The sequence below is a fragment of the Neorhizobium sp. IRS_2294 genome (assembly GCF_050500145.1).
Taxonomy (GTDB): Bacteria; Pseudomonadota; Alphaproteobacteria; order Rhizobiales; family Rhizobiaceae; genus Neorhizobium; species Neorhizobium soli.
The window spans coordinates 3,255,001-3,270,682 of the sequence record NZ_CP191439.1 but is presented as its reverse complement, the minus strand read 5'-3'; the positions used below and the strand labels follow the sequence as shown (position 1 = coordinate 3,270,682).

At 61.8% G+C, this 15,682-nt stretch carries 15 protein-coding genes; 9 read left to right on the top strand and 6 right to left on the bottom strand.

Annotated features, from left to right (window positions below; translation table 11 throughout):
- Position 1 precedes the first annotated feature (1 nt).
- On the bottom strand, positions 2 to 1,579 hold the full coding sequence (gene ffh / locus ACQY1K_RS15810; protein ID WP_192085670.1) for a signal recognition particle protein: 1,578 nt from the start codon (positions 1,577 to 1,579) through the stop codon (positions 2 to 4).
- 406 nt (positions 1,580 to 1,985) lie between these two features.
- Here ffh and ACQY1K_RS15805 point away from each other — a divergent pair, with 406 nt between their 5' ends.
- The 7 genes from ACQY1K_RS15805 to ACQY1K_RS15775 all read left to right on the top strand — a co-directional run bounded on the left by ACQY1K_RS15805 (position 1,986) and on the right by ACQY1K_RS15775 (position 8,709).
- Entirely contained in the window at positions 1,986 to 3,059 is a 1,074-nt protein-coding gene (locus ACQY1K_RS15805; RefSeq protein WP_430257826.1) for an MBL fold metallo-hydrolase, read from the top strand.
- Positions 3,060 to 3,122: 63 nt separating this feature from the next.
- On the top strand, positions 3,123 to 3,710 hold the full coding sequence (locus ACQY1K_RS15800; protein WP_092659269.1) for a biliverdin-producing heme oxygenase: 588 nt from the start codon (positions 3,123 to 3,125) through the stop codon (positions 3,708 to 3,710).
- A 112-nt stretch (positions 3,711 to 3,822) separates the two neighbouring features.
- Positions 3,823 to 4,743: a diaminopimelate epimerase gene (dapF, locus tag ACQY1K_RS15795; protein WP_113111882.1), complete on the top strand. Its 921-nt coding sequence runs from the start codon at positions 3,823 to 3,825 to the stop codon at positions 4,741 to 4,743.
- Positions 4,740 to 6,026 (top strand): tRNA (N(6)-L-threonylcarbamoyladenosine(37)-C(2))-methylthiotransferase MtaB, encoded by a 1,287-nt coding sequence (gene mtaB / locus ACQY1K_RS15790; RefSeq protein ID WP_430257825.1) that lies wholly within the window; start codon positions 4,740 to 4,742, stop codon positions 6,024 to 6,026. The genes dapF and mtaB overlap by 4 nt, the downstream gene beginning before the upstream one ends.
- A 16-nt stretch (positions 6,027 to 6,042) precedes the next feature.
- Positions 6,043 to 7,419, top strand: a complete 1,377-nt coding sequence (ftsY, locus tag ACQY1K_RS15785) for a signal recognition particle-docking protein FtsY (protein ID WP_092659275.1) — start codon at positions 6,043 to 6,045, stop codon at positions 7,417 to 7,419.
- 55 nt (positions 7,420 to 7,474) lie between these two features.
- Positions 7,475 to 8,125, top strand: a complete 651-nt coding sequence (locus tag ACQY1K_RS15780) for a septation protein A (protein WP_062462334.1) — start codon at positions 7,475 to 7,477, stop codon at positions 8,123 to 8,125.
- A gap of 8 nt (positions 8,126 to 8,133) precedes the next feature.
- A complete protein-coding gene (locus tag ACQY1K_RS15775) occupies positions 8,134 to 8,709 on the top strand; it encodes a DUF2585 domain-containing protein (protein WP_430259043.1) in 576 nt (191 codons plus the stop codon).
- A 36-nt stretch (positions 8,710 to 8,745) separates the two neighbouring features.
- Here the strand turns inward: ACQY1K_RS15775 and ACQY1K_RS15770 are convergent, their stop codons facing one another.
- From ACQY1K_RS15770 to ccmA, 5 genes are read right to left on the bottom strand one after another with little or no spacing between them, the layout of a single operon-like run.
- A complete protein-coding gene (locus tag ACQY1K_RS15770; RefSeq protein ID WP_430257824.1) occupies positions 8,746 to 9,360 on the bottom strand; it encodes a DsbE family thiol:disulfide interchange protein in 615 nt (204 codons plus the stop codon).
- Positions 9,357 to 9,542: a heme exporter protein CcmD gene (gene ccmD, locus ACQY1K_RS15765; protein WP_174197157.1), complete on the bottom strand. Its 186-nt coding sequence runs from the start codon at positions 9,540 to 9,542 to the stop codon at positions 9,357 to 9,359. The genes ACQY1K_RS15770 and ccmD overlap by 4 nt, the downstream gene beginning before the upstream one ends.
- A gap of 1 nt (position 9,543) precedes the next feature.
- A complete protein-coding gene (locus ACQY1K_RS15760) occupies positions 9,544 to 10,326 on the bottom strand; it encodes a heme ABC transporter permease (RefSeq protein WP_430257823.1) in 783 nt (260 codons plus the stop codon).
- Positions 10,327 to 10,366: 40 nt separating this feature from the next.
- Entirely contained in the window at positions 10,367 to 11,026 is a 660-nt protein-coding gene (gene ccmB / locus ACQY1K_RS15755; protein WP_430257821.1) for a heme exporter protein CcmB, read from the bottom strand.
- A complete protein-coding gene (ccmA, locus tag ACQY1K_RS15750; protein ID WP_430257820.1) occupies positions 11,026 to 11,670 on the bottom strand; it encodes a heme ABC exporter ATP-binding protein CcmA in 645 nt (214 codons plus the stop codon). Before ccmA ends, ccmB begins: the two co-directional genes overlap by 1 nt.
- A gap of 281 nt (positions 11,671 to 11,951) precedes the next feature.
- Between ccmA and acnA the strand changes: the two genes are divergently transcribed.
- Both acnA and ACQY1K_RS15740 read left to right on the top strand, forming a co-directional pair.
- The gene (acnA, locus tag ACQY1K_RS15745; RefSeq protein ID WP_062462356.1) at positions 11,952 to 14,645 is read left to right on the top strand and encodes an aconitate hydratase AcnA; all 2,694 of its coding nucleotides are present in this window, start codon (positions 11,952 to 11,954) and stop codon (positions 14,643 to 14,645) included.
- Positions 14,646 to 14,872: 227 nt separating this feature from the next.
- Positions 14,873 to 15,610 (top strand): TSUP family transporter, encoded by a 738-nt coding sequence (locus ACQY1K_RS15740; protein WP_430257819.1) that lies wholly within the window; start codon positions 14,873 to 14,875, stop codon positions 15,608 to 15,610.
- Positions 15,611 to 15,682 lie beyond the last annotated feature (72 nt).

Genomic DNA, 15,682 nt, shown 5'->3' with positions numbered 1-15,682 from the left:
CTCACTTCTTCTTGCCAGGCAGGCCGGGCAGACCCGGGAAACCGCCGAGGCCGGGGAGCTTTCCTCCGCCGAGGCCCGGCATTCCGCCACCGAGACCCGGCATCGAGCCAGGCTTCATGCCGGCAGCTTCGGCCTGCTTCTGCAGGGCTTCCAGCTGCTTGGGATCGAGCTTCGAAAGATCGGGCATGCCGCCCATTCCACCCATGCCGCCACCCATGCCACCAAGACCCATCTTGCCGGCAAGGCCGCCCATCATCTGCTTCATCATGCCGCCCTTGCCCTTGCCGCCCATCATTTTCATCATGTCGGCCATCTGGCGGTGCATTTTCAGCAGCTTGTTGATTTCGGACGCGTCCGTGCCGGAGCCGGCTGCGATGCGTTTCTTGCGGGAGTGCTTCAGCATATCCGGGTTGGCGCGTTCGGCCTTCGTCATCGAGCCGATGATGGCGATCTGGCGGTCGAACATCTTGTCGCTCATGCCGGATGCGGCAAGCTTGTCCTTCATGCCGGCCATGCCGGGCATCATTCCCATGATGCCGCCCATGCCGCCGAGCGATTTCATCTGGCGCAGCTGGTCGGCAAGGTCGTTCAGGTCGAACTTGCCCGACTGCATCTTCTTGGCCATCGCCGCGGCTTTTTCCGCGTCGATGTTTTCGGCTGCCTTTTCGACCAGGCTGACGATGTCGCCCATGCCGAGAATACGGTCGGCGATGCGGCGGGGATGGAACTCTTCGAGTTCGTTCATCCGTTCGCCGACACCGATCAGCTTGATCGGCTTTCCGGTGACAGCGCGCATCGAAAGCGCTGCACCGCCGCGGCCATCGCCATCCATGCGGGTCAGAACGAGGCCGGTAATGCCGACGCGTTCGTCGAAATTGCGCGCCAGGTTGACGGCGTCCTGGCCGGTCAGGCTGTCGGCCACCAGCAGGATTTCATGCGGGTTGGACTTCCGCTTGATTTCCGCCATTTCGGCCATCAGCGGTTCGTCGATATGCGTGCGGCCGGCGGTGTCGAGGATGACGACGTCATGGCCGCCGAGCTTGGCCGCCTGGACGGCGCGCGCGGCGATATCGGTCGGCGACTGGCCGGCAATGACCGGCAGCGTATCGACGCCGGTCTGGGCGCCAAGCTGGCGCAACTGTTCCTGAGCTGCCGGACGTCGCGTATCGAGCGACGCCATCAGCACCTTTTTCTTTTCGCGGTCGGTTAACCGCTTGGCGATCTTGCCTGTGGTCGTGGTTTTACCTGAACCCTGCAGACCGACCATCATGATGACAACAGGGGCCGCGGCATGCAGGCTGATGCCGACGCCCTCGGTCCCGAGCATTTCGACCAGCTCGTCATGGACGATCTTGACGACCATCTGGCCGGGCTTGATCGATTTTAGAACCTCGGCGCCGACGGCCTTTTCACGAACCTTGTCGGTAAAGGCGCGCACCACTTCCAGCGCCACGTCGGCTTCCAGAAGCGCACGGCGAACCTCGCGCAGGGCGGCGGATACGTCCGCTTCGCTCAATGCGCCACGGCCGGTCAGTCCATTCAGAATGGAGCCAAGACGGTCCTGGAGGTTTTCGAACATCGTGTATTCCTTCTTCGTTTCCGGGTGCCCAAAAACGTCGGTTCTTTCGCCGGCAAATACAAGGCACCAAGGAGTACGCAAAGCCAAATAGCACCCGAGGGCGCCACGCGCTGTCGGGTGTTGACCTCCGGGTTTCCGAATAGTTCGGCTCCCGGTCGGCGGCTCCAAGTTCTCGGACTTGTCAGCAGATTGGCGGGCTTAAACAGGAACTGGGGGTGGAAGTCAAGGCGCGCCGGGGTTTTGCCGCGGGCGAGGGCGTCCGCTGACGAGATGCCGGAGATCTGATGTTGCCGCAAGCTTCCGCCCGTGCACGAATTGCCGTATTCTATAGGGGATATATGCGAACCTAGATAGAGGTGGCCTTGATGGCGCAGCTCTTGCAAACCCTGGTGATCGAACAGACCTCATGAAACGTCGCAATTTTCTCAAATGGTCCGGGATCGGCGCAGTGGTGGCCCTTGCCGGCGGGTTGACCGCACGAGGTGCCATGGCAGCCAACAGCTATTATTCCGGGCCGGTGTCCGATCACTTCGACGGAACGCATTTCTTCAATCCCGGCGGAGAGGAGCCGCGCGGAACTCTCGATCTCCTGCGCTGGAAGTTCGGCAACGGCAATATTCCCTGGCCGGACACGTTTGCCAGCCCGTTTCCGCAGGCCATGCCGGAGACGCGCGTGACCGGCAATCGTCTTGTCGTCACCATGGTCGGCCATGCGTCGCTGCTGATCCAGGTTGCGGGTGTGAATATCCTGACCGATCCGGTCTGGTCGGAGCGTGCAAGCCCTGTTTCCTTCGCGGGGCCGAAGCGGGTCAATCCGCCGGGTATCCGCATCGGTGATCTGCCGCCGATCGATATCGTGCTCGTTACCCACAATCACTACGACCACATGGATCTCGAGACGCTGTGGGTGCTTGAGGGCCGCGACAAGCCGCATTTCATCACACCGCTCGGCAATGATGCGATCATCCGCTCCAAGGTGCCGGATGCGAAGATCACGGTCATGGACTGGGGCGGCAGCGAGACTGTCGCGCCCGGCGTCGTGTTTCACTGCGAGCCCTGCCATCACTGGTCGGCGCGGGGGCTCGGCGACAGGCGCAAGGCATTGTGGGCGGCCTTCGTGTTTGAAACGCCGGCCGGCAAGGTCTATCATGTGGGCGATACCGGCTTTCACGAGGGCGTCAACTATCGCGCCGCGGGCCGCAAGCATGGTCCGTTCCGCCTCGCGAACCTGCCGTTCGGCGCCTATGAGCCGCGCTGGTTCATGAAGGCGCAGCATCAGGATCCGCAGGAAGCCGTCGAAGGGATGCAGCTTTGTGGCGCCTCCTTCGTGGCCGGGCATCACTGGGGCACGGTCAAGCTGACGGACGAGGGCATCGACCAGCCGGTCGAGGCGCTGTTTGCGGCGCTCGACAGTCGTGGTATTGCGCGTGAACGATTCCGGCCGATGCGGGCAGGTGAGGTTTTCGACGTTCCGGCGTGACGGAGCTTGACGAGCCGCTCCACAGTTTGCTTGATGCGGAAACATGAGTAGTTGGGGCAAGATATGCAGATCGAACTGGACCGCCTGACGGACGCTACCCGCATCCAGCGCCTCAAGGCGCAGACAGCGGGTACGCATGATACGCTCGACAAGCGGATCATGCGGGCGGAGCCATTCGCCAATCGCGAGCGCTATGCCTTGTTTCTCGACGTGCAGCATCGGTTCCACGCCGATGTCGCGCCGCTCTACGCGGCCGCCGAACTCAACCGGCTGCTGCCCGGCCTTGCCGAGCGTTGCCGGTTGGAAGCGCTTCGCCACGACATCGCGGATCTCGGCGGCGTGCCGGAACAGCTGGGATCAACGACCGGCCCCCTGAACCCTGCGACCGCGCTCGGCTGGCTCTATGTCGCCGAAGGCTCCAATCTCGGTGCAGCCTTCCTGCGCAAGGAAGCGGCCAAGCTCGGGTTGTCGGACGATTTCGGCGCGCGGCATCTGGCCGGCCACACGGACGGCCGCGGCCTGCACTGGCGCAACTTCGTTTCGGCCTATAACGAGCTTCTGCTGACCGAGGCAGAGGAACTCGAGGCAGCAGAAGGCGCCAGGGCGGCGTTCCGCCGGGTGCATGCGCTGGTCGACCAGATCTTCGGATGACAGGATCGGAGAATGGCGCTCGCCGCACAAGTTGCGCGCGCTACTGGCAATTCGTGGCGATTTCCGCCATATACGGCCGATGACCGGTAATTTACCGCACGGGTTGGCAATCATGGCAGAACAGGTCGAATTTGCGCGCATGAACGGGCTTGGCAACAAGATCCTGGTCATCGACATGCGCGGTCGCGCCGACAAGGTCACGCCGGAAGCAGCCGTTGCGCTCAACGCTGATGCTGCGACCCAGTTCGACCAGATCATGGCGATCCACGATCCGAAGATAGCGGGTACCGACGCGTTTATCGACATCCTGAACTGCGACGGCAGCAAGGCCCAGGCCTGCGGCAATGGCACGCGCTGCGTTGTGCAAGCCTTGAGCTCCGAGACCGGCCGCAAGGTTTTCACCTTCCAGACGGTTGCCGGCATCCTCAATGCCCGTGAGCACGAGGATGGCACGATCTCGGTCGATATGGGCAAGCCGGCCTTTGCCTGGGACAAGATCCCGTTGTCTGAAGAATTCTACGATACCAGCCGGATCGAGCTGCAGATCGGCCCGATCGATGCGCCGATCCTGCATTCGCCGTCTGCAATGGCGATCGGCAATCCGCATGCGATCTTCTGGGTTGATCGCGACCCGATGGATTTCGATCTGGAACGGTTCGGACCGCTTCTCGAAAACCATCCGATCTTTCCGGAAAAGGCAAATATCACGCTGGCGCAGGTGACATCGGAAACGTCGCTGCGCACCCGGACATGGGAACGCGGCGCGGGGCTGACGCTTGCGTGCGGCTCCGCCGCCTGTGCCGCGGGTGTTTCGGCGGCGCGCACCGGCCGCACGGGTCGCACCGTGACCATCGACGTTGCCTCGGCGCCCACCCGGCAGCCGCTCGTCATCGAGTGGCGTGAAGACGATCACGTGGTGATGACCGGCCCTGCGGAATGGGAATGGTCCGGCAAGGTCGATCCGGTCAGCGGTGAATTTTTGCGCGACGAGGAATTGGGACAGGGCGCTCACCAAGGGGCGCAGGTCCATTGAGTGGCGTCGAGGTCATCACCTTTGGCTGTCGGCTGAACACCTACGAATCGGAAGTGATGCGGGCGGAGGCCGAAAAGGCCGGGCTCAACAATGCCGTGCTGGTGAATACCTGTGCTGTGACCTCGGAAGCGGTGCGCCAGGCCCGCCAGACGATCCGTCGCGTGCGTCGTGACAATCCGCATGCCCGGATCGTTGTGACGGGTTGCGCCGCCCAGACCGAGAAGCAGACGTTTGCCGACATGCCCGAAGTGGACATGGTGCTCGGCAACGAGGAAAAGCTGAAGAGCCAATCCTATCGCGCGCTGCCGGATTTCGGCGTGTCGTCGGAAGAAAAGCTGCGCGTCAACGACATCATGAGCATCAAGGCGACGGCGCCGCAGATGATCCGTCATATCGACGGTCACGTGAGGGCCTTCATCCAGGTCCAGAACGGCTGCGATCACCGCTGCACCTTCTGCATCATTCCATACGGTCGCGGCAATTCCCGTTCGGTGCCGATGGGCGCGGTCGTCGAACAGGCGCGCAGGCTAACCGAAAGCGGGTATCGCGAGATCGTGCTGACCGGCGTCGATGCCACCAGCTACGGCGGCGACCTTCCCGGCCAGCCGACCCTCGGGCTTCTTGCGAAGACGCTTCTGAGGCAGGTGCCTGATATCCTGCGGCTGCGGTTGTCTTCGATCGACAGTATCGAGGCGGACAATCACCTCTGGGATCTGATCGCCGACGAGCCGCGCTTCATGCCGCATCTGCACCTCTCGCTGCAGCATGGCGACGACATGATCCTCAAGCGGATGAAACGCCGCCACAGTCGCCGCGAAGCCTTCGCCTTTATCGAACAGGCCCGCCGGCTGCGGCCCGAGATCGCATTCGGCGCCGACATGATCGCCGGATTTCCGACCGAGACGGAAGAGATGTTTGAAAATTCGGCGACGCTTGCGCGAGACGCCGGCATTTCCTTCCTGCATGTTTTCCCCTATAGCCCGCGTCCCGGAACGCCGGCCGCGCGGATGCCGCAGCTCGACCGGGCACTGGTCAAGGAGCGCGCAGCACGGCTTCGCGCAACGGGTGAGGCGTTGCATAAAGCCCATCTCGACCGCATGGTGGGGACCGAACAGATCGTCATCGTTGAAAACAACGGCCTGGCGCATACCGAAAACTTTTCGCTGGTCGCCGTGCCGGGGCTGGTTCCCCGGAACGTCCAGCGCATTATGATAACTGGCCATAACGGCAAACATCTCGACATGCGGGTCATGGCCGCTCCCGCCACAGAGCGGGCGGCCTGACCGGAACGGATTTCTTATGGCACTGAGTTTCATCAAACGCGTCTTCACCTTCGGCGACGTCCCCCCCGAACAGCAGGTCGAAGATCGTGCTCCGGCACCGATCAGCGAAGCGGATGCCGTTCAGGCGGAGCTTGAACCCAAGACGCGCTCGGAAGACCTGCCCGTTGCAGCTGTCGATCCGGTTGCCGCGATCGAGATCGAGACCGCCGGCGGTCCGGTGTCGGATGCGCCGGCCGACATGGCTGACGTCGACGAGCCGGTTTCCGAGGCTGCCACCGAGAACGACGCTGCCATTCTCCCGGGTGTCGAGGAAACCTCCGAACTCGGCATCGTGCCGTTGTCCTTGCTCGAAGCCGAAGCGGCGGCAGACGTCACGTCCGCCCCGATCGAGGCGCCGGTTCTGCCCAGGGGCTTTTCCACCGCCAGTGCGGCACCGGAGACGGTCACCATCGTGCCGCCTGCCAAACTCACCTGGTTCCAGCGTCTGCGCGAAGGCCTGTCGCGGACCTCGTCGCAGCTGACCGGCCAGATCGCGGCGCTGTTTACCAAGCGCAAGCTGGACGACCAGACGCTCGAGGATCTCGAGGATCTGTTGATCCAGGCCGATCTCGGCGTCGAGACCGCAATGCGGATCACCGGCACGCTGTCTTCCGAACGCTACGGCAAGGACGTGACCGGCGAGGATGTGTCGCGCATCATGTCGGCGGAGATCACCAAGGTGCTGACGCCGGTCGCCAAGCCGTTGCAGCTCGATCTCAGCCACAAGCCGCATGTCATTCTCGTCGTCGGCGTCAACGGCACCGGCAAGACGACGACGATCGGCAAGCTTGCGGCGAAACTTTCGGGCTCCGGGCTGAAGGTGATGCTGGCCGCCGGGGATACGTTCCGTGCCGCTGCCATCGAGCAGCTGAAGATCTGGGCCGATCGGACGGGATCGCAGTTTATCGGCACCAAGCTCGGCGCCGATGCGGCAGGCCTTGCCTATGACGCTTTCGAGCAGGCGCGCGCCAACAAGTCGGATGTGCTGATCATCGACACCGCAGGCCGGTTGCAGAACAAGACCGAGTTGATGGCGGAACTCGAAAAGATCGTGCGGGTGCTGAACAAGCTCGATCCGGACGCGCCGCATACGGTGCTGCAGACGCTCGATGCGACGACCGGCCAGAACGCGATGAACCAGGTCGAGATCTTCCGCAATATCGCCGGCGTCAGCGGTCTGATCATGACCAAGCTCGACGGCACTGCGCGCGGCGGTATCCTTGTCGCGATCGCCGCCAAGCACAAGCTGCCGGTCTATTTCGTCGGTGTCGGCGAAGGGGTCGACGATCTTGAGCCTTTCGAGGCCAAGGATTTCGCCGAAGCGATCGCCGGGCTGGCGCCCGCGCCCCATTGATGACACACAGAAACGAATTTGCTCCAGGCAATTACTGGCTTTAAAGTTGGACCCCATGCAGACGATTGAAAGCGACACCAAGCCGACCAAGGAAGAAAAGCAGCATCCGGGCCTGAAAATGGCGCTGGAGCTCGGGCCGCTCCTGGTGTTCTTCTTCGGCAACCTGCGCGGCGAATGGCTGGTGCAGAAATTCCCGGCGCTTTCGGCCGTCGGCGGCCCGCTTCTGGTGGCAACCGCGCTGTTCATGGTCGCCACGGTGATCTCGCTGGTGATCTCCAAGATCGTCTTCAAGCATCTGCCGGTCATGCCCTTCGTGTCGGGCGTGGTCGTCATGGTGTTCGGGTCGCTGTCGATCTGGCTGCAGGACGAAACCTTCATCAAGATGAAGCCGACCATCGTCAACACGCTGTTCGGCGTGGTGCTGCTCGGCGGGCTTTTCTTCGGCAAGTCGCTGCTCGGCTATGTCTTCAATGCCGCCTTCAGCCTGAATGAAGAGGGCTGGAGAAAGCTCACCCTGCGCTGGGGGATCTTCTTCCTGTTTCTCGCCGTGCTCAACGAAGTGGTCTGGCGCAATTTCTCCGACGAGGCCTGGGTCAACTTCAAGGTCTGGGGCACGATGCCGATCACCATCCTGTTCACCCTCTCGCAGATGCCGCTGATCATGCGCCACTCCGTCGAAGAGCCGAAATCAGGTTCCGAGGTGTGACTGCCGGGGTGCTGCCCTCAAGCGGTTCATCCGGACGACGCTGGCTTCTCGCAGCACTGGTCCTGTTTGTGGCGCAGATCGCCATTCTCTACGCGATGGGCCGCGTTCCGATCTGCGAATGCGGCTATATCAAACTGTTCGAGCCCGAGGTGAATTCGTCGGGCAATTCGCAGCATCTGGGCGACTGGTATGTGCCGTCCCACATCATCCATGGTTTTCTGTTCTACGGGCTCGGATGGCTGATCCTGCGCCGTGCGTCGGTGCCGGCCCGGTTCTCGCTCGCTGTCCTCATCGAGGCCGCGTGGGAGATCGCCGAGAATTCGCCTGTTATCATCGACCGCTACCGGACCGCGACGATGGCGCTTGGCTATTCGGGCGACAGCATCATCAACTCGGCGATGGACACGGTGTTCATGGCGCTCGGCTTCCTTTTTGCCGCGCGTGCGCCCGTCTGGCTCACGGTGTGCATCGCCCTGTTCTTCGAACTCTTCACCGGCTGGCTGATCCGCGACAACCTGACACTGAATGTGCTGATGCTGGTCTGGCCGGTGGATGCCATCAAGGTTTGGCAAAACGCGCTGTGAGGCGTTGAGCAAGGTCTGGAATCAGCAAGCGGCGGCTCAGCCTTTTCCCGCTGCCGCTTTCGCGATTGCCGGTAGCAGATCCTGGGTGACGCTGCGGGTGTCGAAGGGGCCGACCTTCTTGTAGAGGATCGTGCCATCGGGGCCGACCAGATAGCTTTCCGGAATGCCGTAGACGCCCCAGTCGATCGCGGACTTGCCGTTCGGATCGATGCCGATCGCCTTGTAGGGGTTGCCGAGTTCGCCGAGGAAGCGCAGCGCGTTGTCGTTGCGGTCCTTGTAGTTGATGCCGACGATGGTGAGCCTGTTGTCTTCTGCCAGTTGCTTCAGGATCGGATGTTCCTGCCGGCAGGGGACACACCAGGACGCGAAAACATTGACCAGCGTCAGCTTGCCTGAAATGGCAGAGGAGGTCAGCGCTTGCGTCCGGGACCCTTCGAGAGGCGGCAGCGCCAGGGATGGTGCTTTCTTGCCGATCAGGGCTGACGGAATGGCGGAGATGTCGCGTCCGTTGACATCCTGATCGTAGAGCATCTTGCCGGCGACTGCGGCAAAGCCTGCGAAGGCAAGCAGCGGGATCAGCGCGAAGGCGTAACGGGTGAGACTGCGGCGCTTCGGCGGGATGTCCTGCGAGGATGAGGGTTCGGCGCTCATGCCTTGCCACCTTCCGGCGCCTTGGCCGGCGCCGTTGCCGAGCGGCGGCGGATGCCGGCTGCTTCGAGCTGCGCAAGTTCCCGGCGGCGGGCGCGGCCATCGAGCCAGACCCAGGCGATCAGACAGAGCGAGATGAGGCCGGCAATTCCATAGGACATGGCGATATAGAATGTGTGGCTCATGTCAGGTGCTCTTCTCAGTCGTCAGGCCTGGCTTGTCGCCGGCCATTCTTGCTGCCATCCGGCGCTGCGCGGAGACGCGGCGGCGCCAGATCTCGTTGCGCATGGCGGCGATGTGCAGCGTGAAGAACAGCATCGTGAAGGCCAGTGCCATCACAAGCAGCGGCCGCAGGAACGATGCGTCGATGCTCGATCCGCCCATGCGAATGACGCTTGCCGGCTGATGCAGCGTGTTCCACCAGTCGACCGAGAACTTGATGATCGGAATGTTGACGAAGCCGACGAGGATGAGGATGGCGCAAAGGCGGGCGGCTTTGCCCGGATCATTCATGGCGCGGTTGAGCGCGATCAGGCCGAGATACATCAGGAACAGCACGAAGACGGAAGTGAGGCGGGCATCCCAGACCCACCATGTTCCCCACATCGGCTTGCCCCAGAGAGAGCCGGTGGCAAGCGCGATCAGCGTGAAGGCGGCGCCGAGCGGGGCGGCGGTCTTGTGTGCAACGTCTGCCAGCGGATGGCGCCAGACCAGCGTGCCGATCGCCGAAAGCGCCATCACCGTGTAGCACATCATCGAAAGCCATGCCGCGGGCACATGCACATACATGATGCGAACCGTCAGCCCCTGCTGATAGTCGCCTTCGCCGGCAAAGCTCAGATAGAGGCCTGCTGCAAATAGAATCGCGGTCACCGCCGACAGCCAAGGCAGGAGGCGCGACGCCAGGCCGAGAAACCGGGTCGGGTTGGCGAGATCGCTGAGTTTGGTGATGGCAAGGCTTTCGGACATCTGGGTTTTCTATTTCAGGACGAGAAGAGGTTCCATCTAATCAATCGTCGGCGTTTCGCAAAGCGAGTGCCGCGCCAAGCGGTCCAAGCACTGCAAAAAACATCGTGATTGCCACCAGTATCAGAAAAGGTGGCAGGAATGGAGCGGGATCCTCCACCGCCGCATAGGAGGCGCTGACCCCGAAGATCAGCACCGGCACGGCAAGCGGAAGGACGAGGATCGAGACAAGCAGCCCGCCGCGCGGCAGCGTGACCGCAACCGCTGCACCGACGGCGCCGATGAAGGTGAGGGCCGGCGTGCCGACCAGAAGCGTCAGCATGGTGGCGCCGATCGCCACTTCGTCCATGTTCATGAACAGGCCAAGCAGCGGCGAAGCGATGACCAGCGGCAGGCCGTTGCCGATCCAGTGCGCCAGGCATTTGACGAGCACGGTCAGAACAAGCGGATGCTCCTGCATTAGGATCAGGTCCAGCGACCCATCCTCGCGGTCGGTCTGGAACATCCGGTCGAGGCCGAGCAGGGCGGAGAGAAGCGCTCCGATCCAGACGATCGCCGGACCGATTCGCGACAGGAGGTTGAGATCGGGACCGACGCCGAAGGGAATGACGGCGACAACCGTGATGAAGAACAGGACGCCGATCAACGCGCCACCGCCGGCACGGACGGAAAGCTTCAGGTCGCGCAGAAGGAGAGCGGTCATCACCAGACCTCCTCGGCGATACCGGTAAAGCCGGCCATCTTCAGTTCCTGCGCGTTCTCCAGTCCGAGCGACTGATGCGTTGCGGCGATCAGCATGCCGCCATTTCGCAGATGTGATTCGATGAGCCCGGTGAACACACGTTCGGCACTGACATCGAGGGCTGCGGTCGGTTCGTCGAGGATCCAGACCGGCCGGAAGGAGACGAGAAGCTTAGCAAATGCCATGCGGCGCTGCTGGCCGGCGGAAAGATATCCGAAGGGCAGATGGGTGATGTCGGAAAGCCCGACCGCATCGGCCGCATCGTCGACCGAGAGACAGTTGCCGTGCGGGGACTGGCCGAGAAACTGCTGCCAGAATGTCAGGTTCTCATGCACCGAAAGCTCGGTTTTCATGGCATTGCGGTGGCCGAGGTAGTGACAGGCTTCGGCTGCCCGCATGCCCTTGTCGGCCGTGTCCGCCTGCCAGATGACGGTGCCGCTTTCGGGGCGCAGGAGGCCTGCCACGACGCGCAGGAGCGTGGATTTGCCCGATCCGTTTTTCCCCGTCAGAACAAGGCTTTCGCCGCCAGACAGTGCGAAGGAGACGCCCTGGAAGATCAGATCTTCGCCGCGCCGGGCGCTCAGATTTTCGGCAATCAGCCGCATGTGGTCTATGCCTTTTCGGGCCGGATTAAGCCTTCGATCACATCGCTGCCAAAAAATGTTTGGCGACCTGCGTCAAAGTGTCTGGAACGCTTCTTAGAAATTATCTATAAGCATCGCAACACGCCAGCGGCCGGCGTGATTTTCATCTAGCGCCGAACTTGAGGATCATCAAAAGTCCTTTCGTGCGGACAGCGGAAATGGTCGTACCCGCATCCTGATGTGCATGAAGTGCATAGGCGTCCGCACGCGCGTGTTGGCTCTTACATCAGCGGGGTTTATCCGTGGCTAAATCTGTCGACAGTTTCAATTGTCGCTCCGTCCTTACCGTAGGCGGTAAGGACTATGTCTATTACAGCCTTCCGAAAGCCGAGCAGAATGGTCTGCCGGACGTTTCCAAGCTGCCCTTCTCGATGAAGGTTCTGCTTGAAAACCTGTTGCGCTTCGAAGACGGAAAGTCCGTTACCAAGGACCAGATCCTGTCGGTTGCCGAATGGCTCAACAACAAGGGTCTGGCCGAGGCTGAGATCGCTTATCGTCCAGCCCGCGTGCTGATGCAGGACTTCACCGGCGTTCCGGCAGTCGTCGATCTCGCAGCCATGCGCGACGGCATCAAGGCACTCGGCGGCGATCCTGAAAAGATCAACCCGCTGGTTCCGGTCGATCTCGTCATCGACCACTCGGTCATCGTCGACGAATTCGGCACGCCGACTGCTTTTGCCCGCAACGTCGAGCTCGAATACGAGCGCAACGGCGAGCGTTACCGCTTCCTCAAGTGGGGCCAGCAGGCGTTCAAGAATTTCCGCGTTGTTCCGCCCGGCACCGGCATCTGCCACCAGGTGAACTTCGAATATCTCGGCCAGACGGTCTGGACCAGTGAAGAGGACGGCGAAACCGTCGCTTATCCGGACACCTGCGTCGGCACCGATTCGCATACGACCATGATCAATGGTCTCGGCGTTCTCGGTTGGGGCGTCGGCGGTATTGAAGCGGAAGCCTCGATGCTCGGCCAGCCGGTCTCGATGCTTCTGCCTGAAGTCATCGGCTTCAAGCTGACCGGCAAGCTCAAGGAAGGCGTTACCGCGACCGACCTCGTGCTGACAGTCGTGCAGATGCTGCGCAAGAAGGGCGTGGTTTCCAAGTTCGTCGAATTCTTCGGCCCGGGCATGGACAACATGCCGGTCGCAGACCGCGCGACGATCGGTAACATGGGTCCGGAATACGGAGCGACTTGCGGCTTCTTCCCGGTCGATGCCGAAACCGTCAGCTACCTCCACATGTCCGGCCGCACCAAGGAGCGCATCGCGCTCGTCGAAGCCTATTCGAAGGCTCAGGGCATGTGGCGCGACACCGACGGTGCCGAGCTGGTCTTCACCGACACGCTGGAACTCGACCTCAACGACGTCGTGCCGTCGATGGCCGGCCCGAAGCGTCCGGAAGGTCGCATCTCGCTCGAGAACATCGCCTCCGGTTTCGCTGGCTCGATGGACACCGACTACAAGAAGCCGGGCCAGCTTGAAAACCGCTACCCGGTTGAAGGCACGGATTACGATCTCGGTCATGGCGATGTGGCGATTGCCGCCATCACGTCCTGCACCAACACATCCAACCCGTCGGTGCTGATCGCGGCTGGCCTTCTCGCCCGCAACGCAGTCGCCAAGGGTCTGACGTCCAAGCCGTGGGTAAAGACGTCGCTTGCACCGGGATCGCAGGTTGTTGGCGAATATCTCGCCAAGTCCGGCCTGCAGGATTCGCTCGATGCGATCGGCTTTAACCTCGTCGGCTTCGGCTGCACGACCTGCATCGGCAATTCCGGTCCTCTGCCCGCGCCGATTTCCAAGACGATCAACGACAAGGGCCTGATTGCTGCCGGCGTTCTCTCCGGCAACCGCAACTTCGAAGGCCGTATCTCGCCTGACGTCCAGGCCAACTACCTGGCTTCACCGCCGCTCGTCGTCGCTTATGCGCTGGCCGGCTCGGTGCGCAAGGACCTGACCACGGAACCGCTCGGCATCGGCAGCGATGGCCAGCCGGTATTCCTCAAGGACGTCTGGCCGACCTCGAAGGAAGTCCAGGAGTTCATCCAGAAATACGTCACCCGCGAACTGTTCGAGAGCAAGTATGCGGACGTGTTCAAGGGCGACGAGAACTGGCAGGCAGTCCAGATCCCTGATGGCGACACCTATGCATGGGACGACAAGTCGACCTATGTGCAGAACCCGCCGTATTTCGTCGGCATGGGCAAGACGGGAACCGGTCTCAAGAACATCCACGGCGCACGCGTGCTGGGTCTGTTCGGCGACAAGATCACCACCGACCACATCTCGCCGGCCGGTTCGATCAAGGCTGCTTCGCCAGCCGGTGCCTACCTTTCGGAAAACGGCGTCGCCGTTGCCGACTTCAACCAGTACGGCACGCGTCGCGGCAATCATGAAGTCATGATGCGCGGCACGTTCGCCAACATCCGCATCCGCAACCACATGCTCGGCCCGAACGGCAAGGAAGGTGGCTACACCATCCACTATCCGTCCAAGGAAGAGATGTCGATTTACGATGCGGCCATGAAGTACAAGGATGAAGGCACGCCGCTGGTCATCTTCGCCGGCGTCGAATACGGCAATGGTTCCTCGCGTGACTGGGCTGCAAAGGGCACCAACCTGCTCGGCGTCAAGGCCGTCATCGCGCAGTCGTTCGAGCGTATCCACCGCTCCAACCTGGTCGGCATGGGCGTCGTTCCCTTCGTCTTCGAAGAGGGCGTGACCTGGGCTTCGCTCGACCTCAAGGGTGACGAGACGGTCGAGATCGTCGGTCTCGAAGGCGATATCAAGCCGCGCGAATGGAAGATCGCAAAGATCACCTATGGCGACGGTTCGGTGAAGGAAATCAACATCCTCTGCCGCATCGATACGCTGGACGAGGTGATCTACATGAACAACGGCGGCATTCTGCAGACCGTTCTTCGCGATCTGGTCGCTTAATAAAAAATCCTCCACCCGCCGGTCAGACCGGCGGGTGGAAATTCTTTGACGGCGATCGGCTCACCCGCCTGGATGTGCTTTTCGCAAGACTTCGTCAGCCCAAACTCCTGGGCTGGAGAACCGGTTTTCCGACCCTGCATGTGCCGGGTCGCTCAATTCCCCTGACCAGCACGGGGATGCGGTGGTGAGCATTTCGCCTTGGCCACCGACGTTAAGGTCTTCATTCCTTGTCCCTCATCATTTTCATCGGCATGGCCGTTACGGTTTTCCTGACGTCGCTTCTGTCTGGGATTTTCGGCATGGCGGGCGGGCTGATCCTCTTGTGGGTGCTGCTGTTTCTCTATCCGGTCGGCACCGCCATCGCGATCCAGGGCGTCATCCAGATGGTCTCCAACGGATCCCGTGCCTGGTTCTCCCGCACCTATATCGACTGGAAGATCCTCTCGATCCTGTGCTCTGGTGTGGCGGTTTCGGCCCTCATCCTGTTTCTGACGAGCTATACGCCAAGCCTGATCGTGGTCCTGATCGGTGTCGGCCTGATGCCTGTTCTTGTCTGGATACCGGTCAACAGGCTGCAGCTCGATGCATCCCGTCCCTCGCATGCGTTTCTGGCTGGACTGCTGTCCGGCGGCATGACGATCAGCGTCGGCGTGGCAGGTCCGACGGTCGATATCTTCTTCATTCGCACCGAGATGGACCGGCGCAAGGTCATCGCCACCAAGGCGTCGATACAGACGATCTCGCATCTGGCAAAGATCGCCTTCTACTGGGATGCCGCTTCGAACCTTCCGACCGTCGACATGGTGGCGGTGCTGATCGCCGCGCCGATCGCCATCCTGGGCGCACGGGCGGGCAACGGTATCCTGCAAAAGATGACGGACGCCAATTTTCGGAGCTGGACCCGTTGGGTCGTGACCGGCGTCGGCGCGGTCTACCTGACCCAGGGATTGCTGAGCTTTTTCTAACAGGCGGAACGGGCCGGACACGCGATCGCAGAGAGCGATCACATGTCGGATCCTCACCCGTTCGTGACTTCC

What these genes read in the sequence shown, in the direction of transcription:
- ffh (WP_192085670.1), bottom strand. Translation starts at nt 1,579, where the DNA reads ATGTTCGAAAACCTCCAGGACCGTCTTGGCTCCATTCTGAATGGACTG.
- ACQY1K_RS15805 (WP_430257826.1), top strand. Translation starts at nt 1,986, where the DNA reads ATGAAACGTCGCAATTTTCTCAAATGGTCCGGGATCGGCGCAGTGGTG.
- ACQY1K_RS15800 (WP_092659269.1), top strand. Translation starts at nt 3,123, where the DNA reads ATGCAGATCGAACTGGACCGCCTGACGGACGCTACCCGCATCCAGCGC.
- dapF (WP_113111882.1), top strand. Translation starts at nt 3,823, where the DNA reads ATGGCAGAACAGGTCGAATTTGCGCGCATGAACGGGCTTGGCAACAAG.
- ftsY (WP_092659275.1), top strand. Translation starts at nt 6,043, where the DNA reads ATGGCACTGAGTTTCATCAAACGCGTCTTCACCTTCGGCGACGTCCCC.
- ACQY1K_RS15780 (WP_062462334.1), top strand. Translation starts at nt 7,475, where the DNA reads ATGCAGACGATTGAAAGCGACACCAAGCCGACCAAGGAAGAAAAGCAG.
- ACQY1K_RS15770 (WP_430257824.1), bottom strand. Translation starts at nt 9,360, where the DNA reads ATGAGCGCCGAACCCTCATCCTCGCAGGACATCCCGCCGAAGCGCCGC.
- ccmD (WP_174197157.1), bottom strand. Translation starts at nt 9,542, where the DNA reads ATGAGCCACACATTCTATATCGCCATGTCCTATGGAATTGCCGGCCTC.
- ACQY1K_RS15760 (WP_430257823.1), bottom strand. Translation starts at nt 10,326, where the DNA reads ATGTCCGAAAGCCTTGCCATCACCAAACTCAGCGATCTCGCCAACCCG.
- ccmB (WP_430257821.1), bottom strand. Translation starts at nt 11,026, where the DNA reads ATGACCGCTCTCCTTCTGCGCGACCTGAAGCTTTCCGTCCGTGCCGGC.
- ccmA (WP_430257820.1), bottom strand. Translation starts at nt 11,670, where the DNA reads ATGCGGCTGATTGCCGAAAATCTGAGCGCCCGGCGCGGCGAAGATCTG.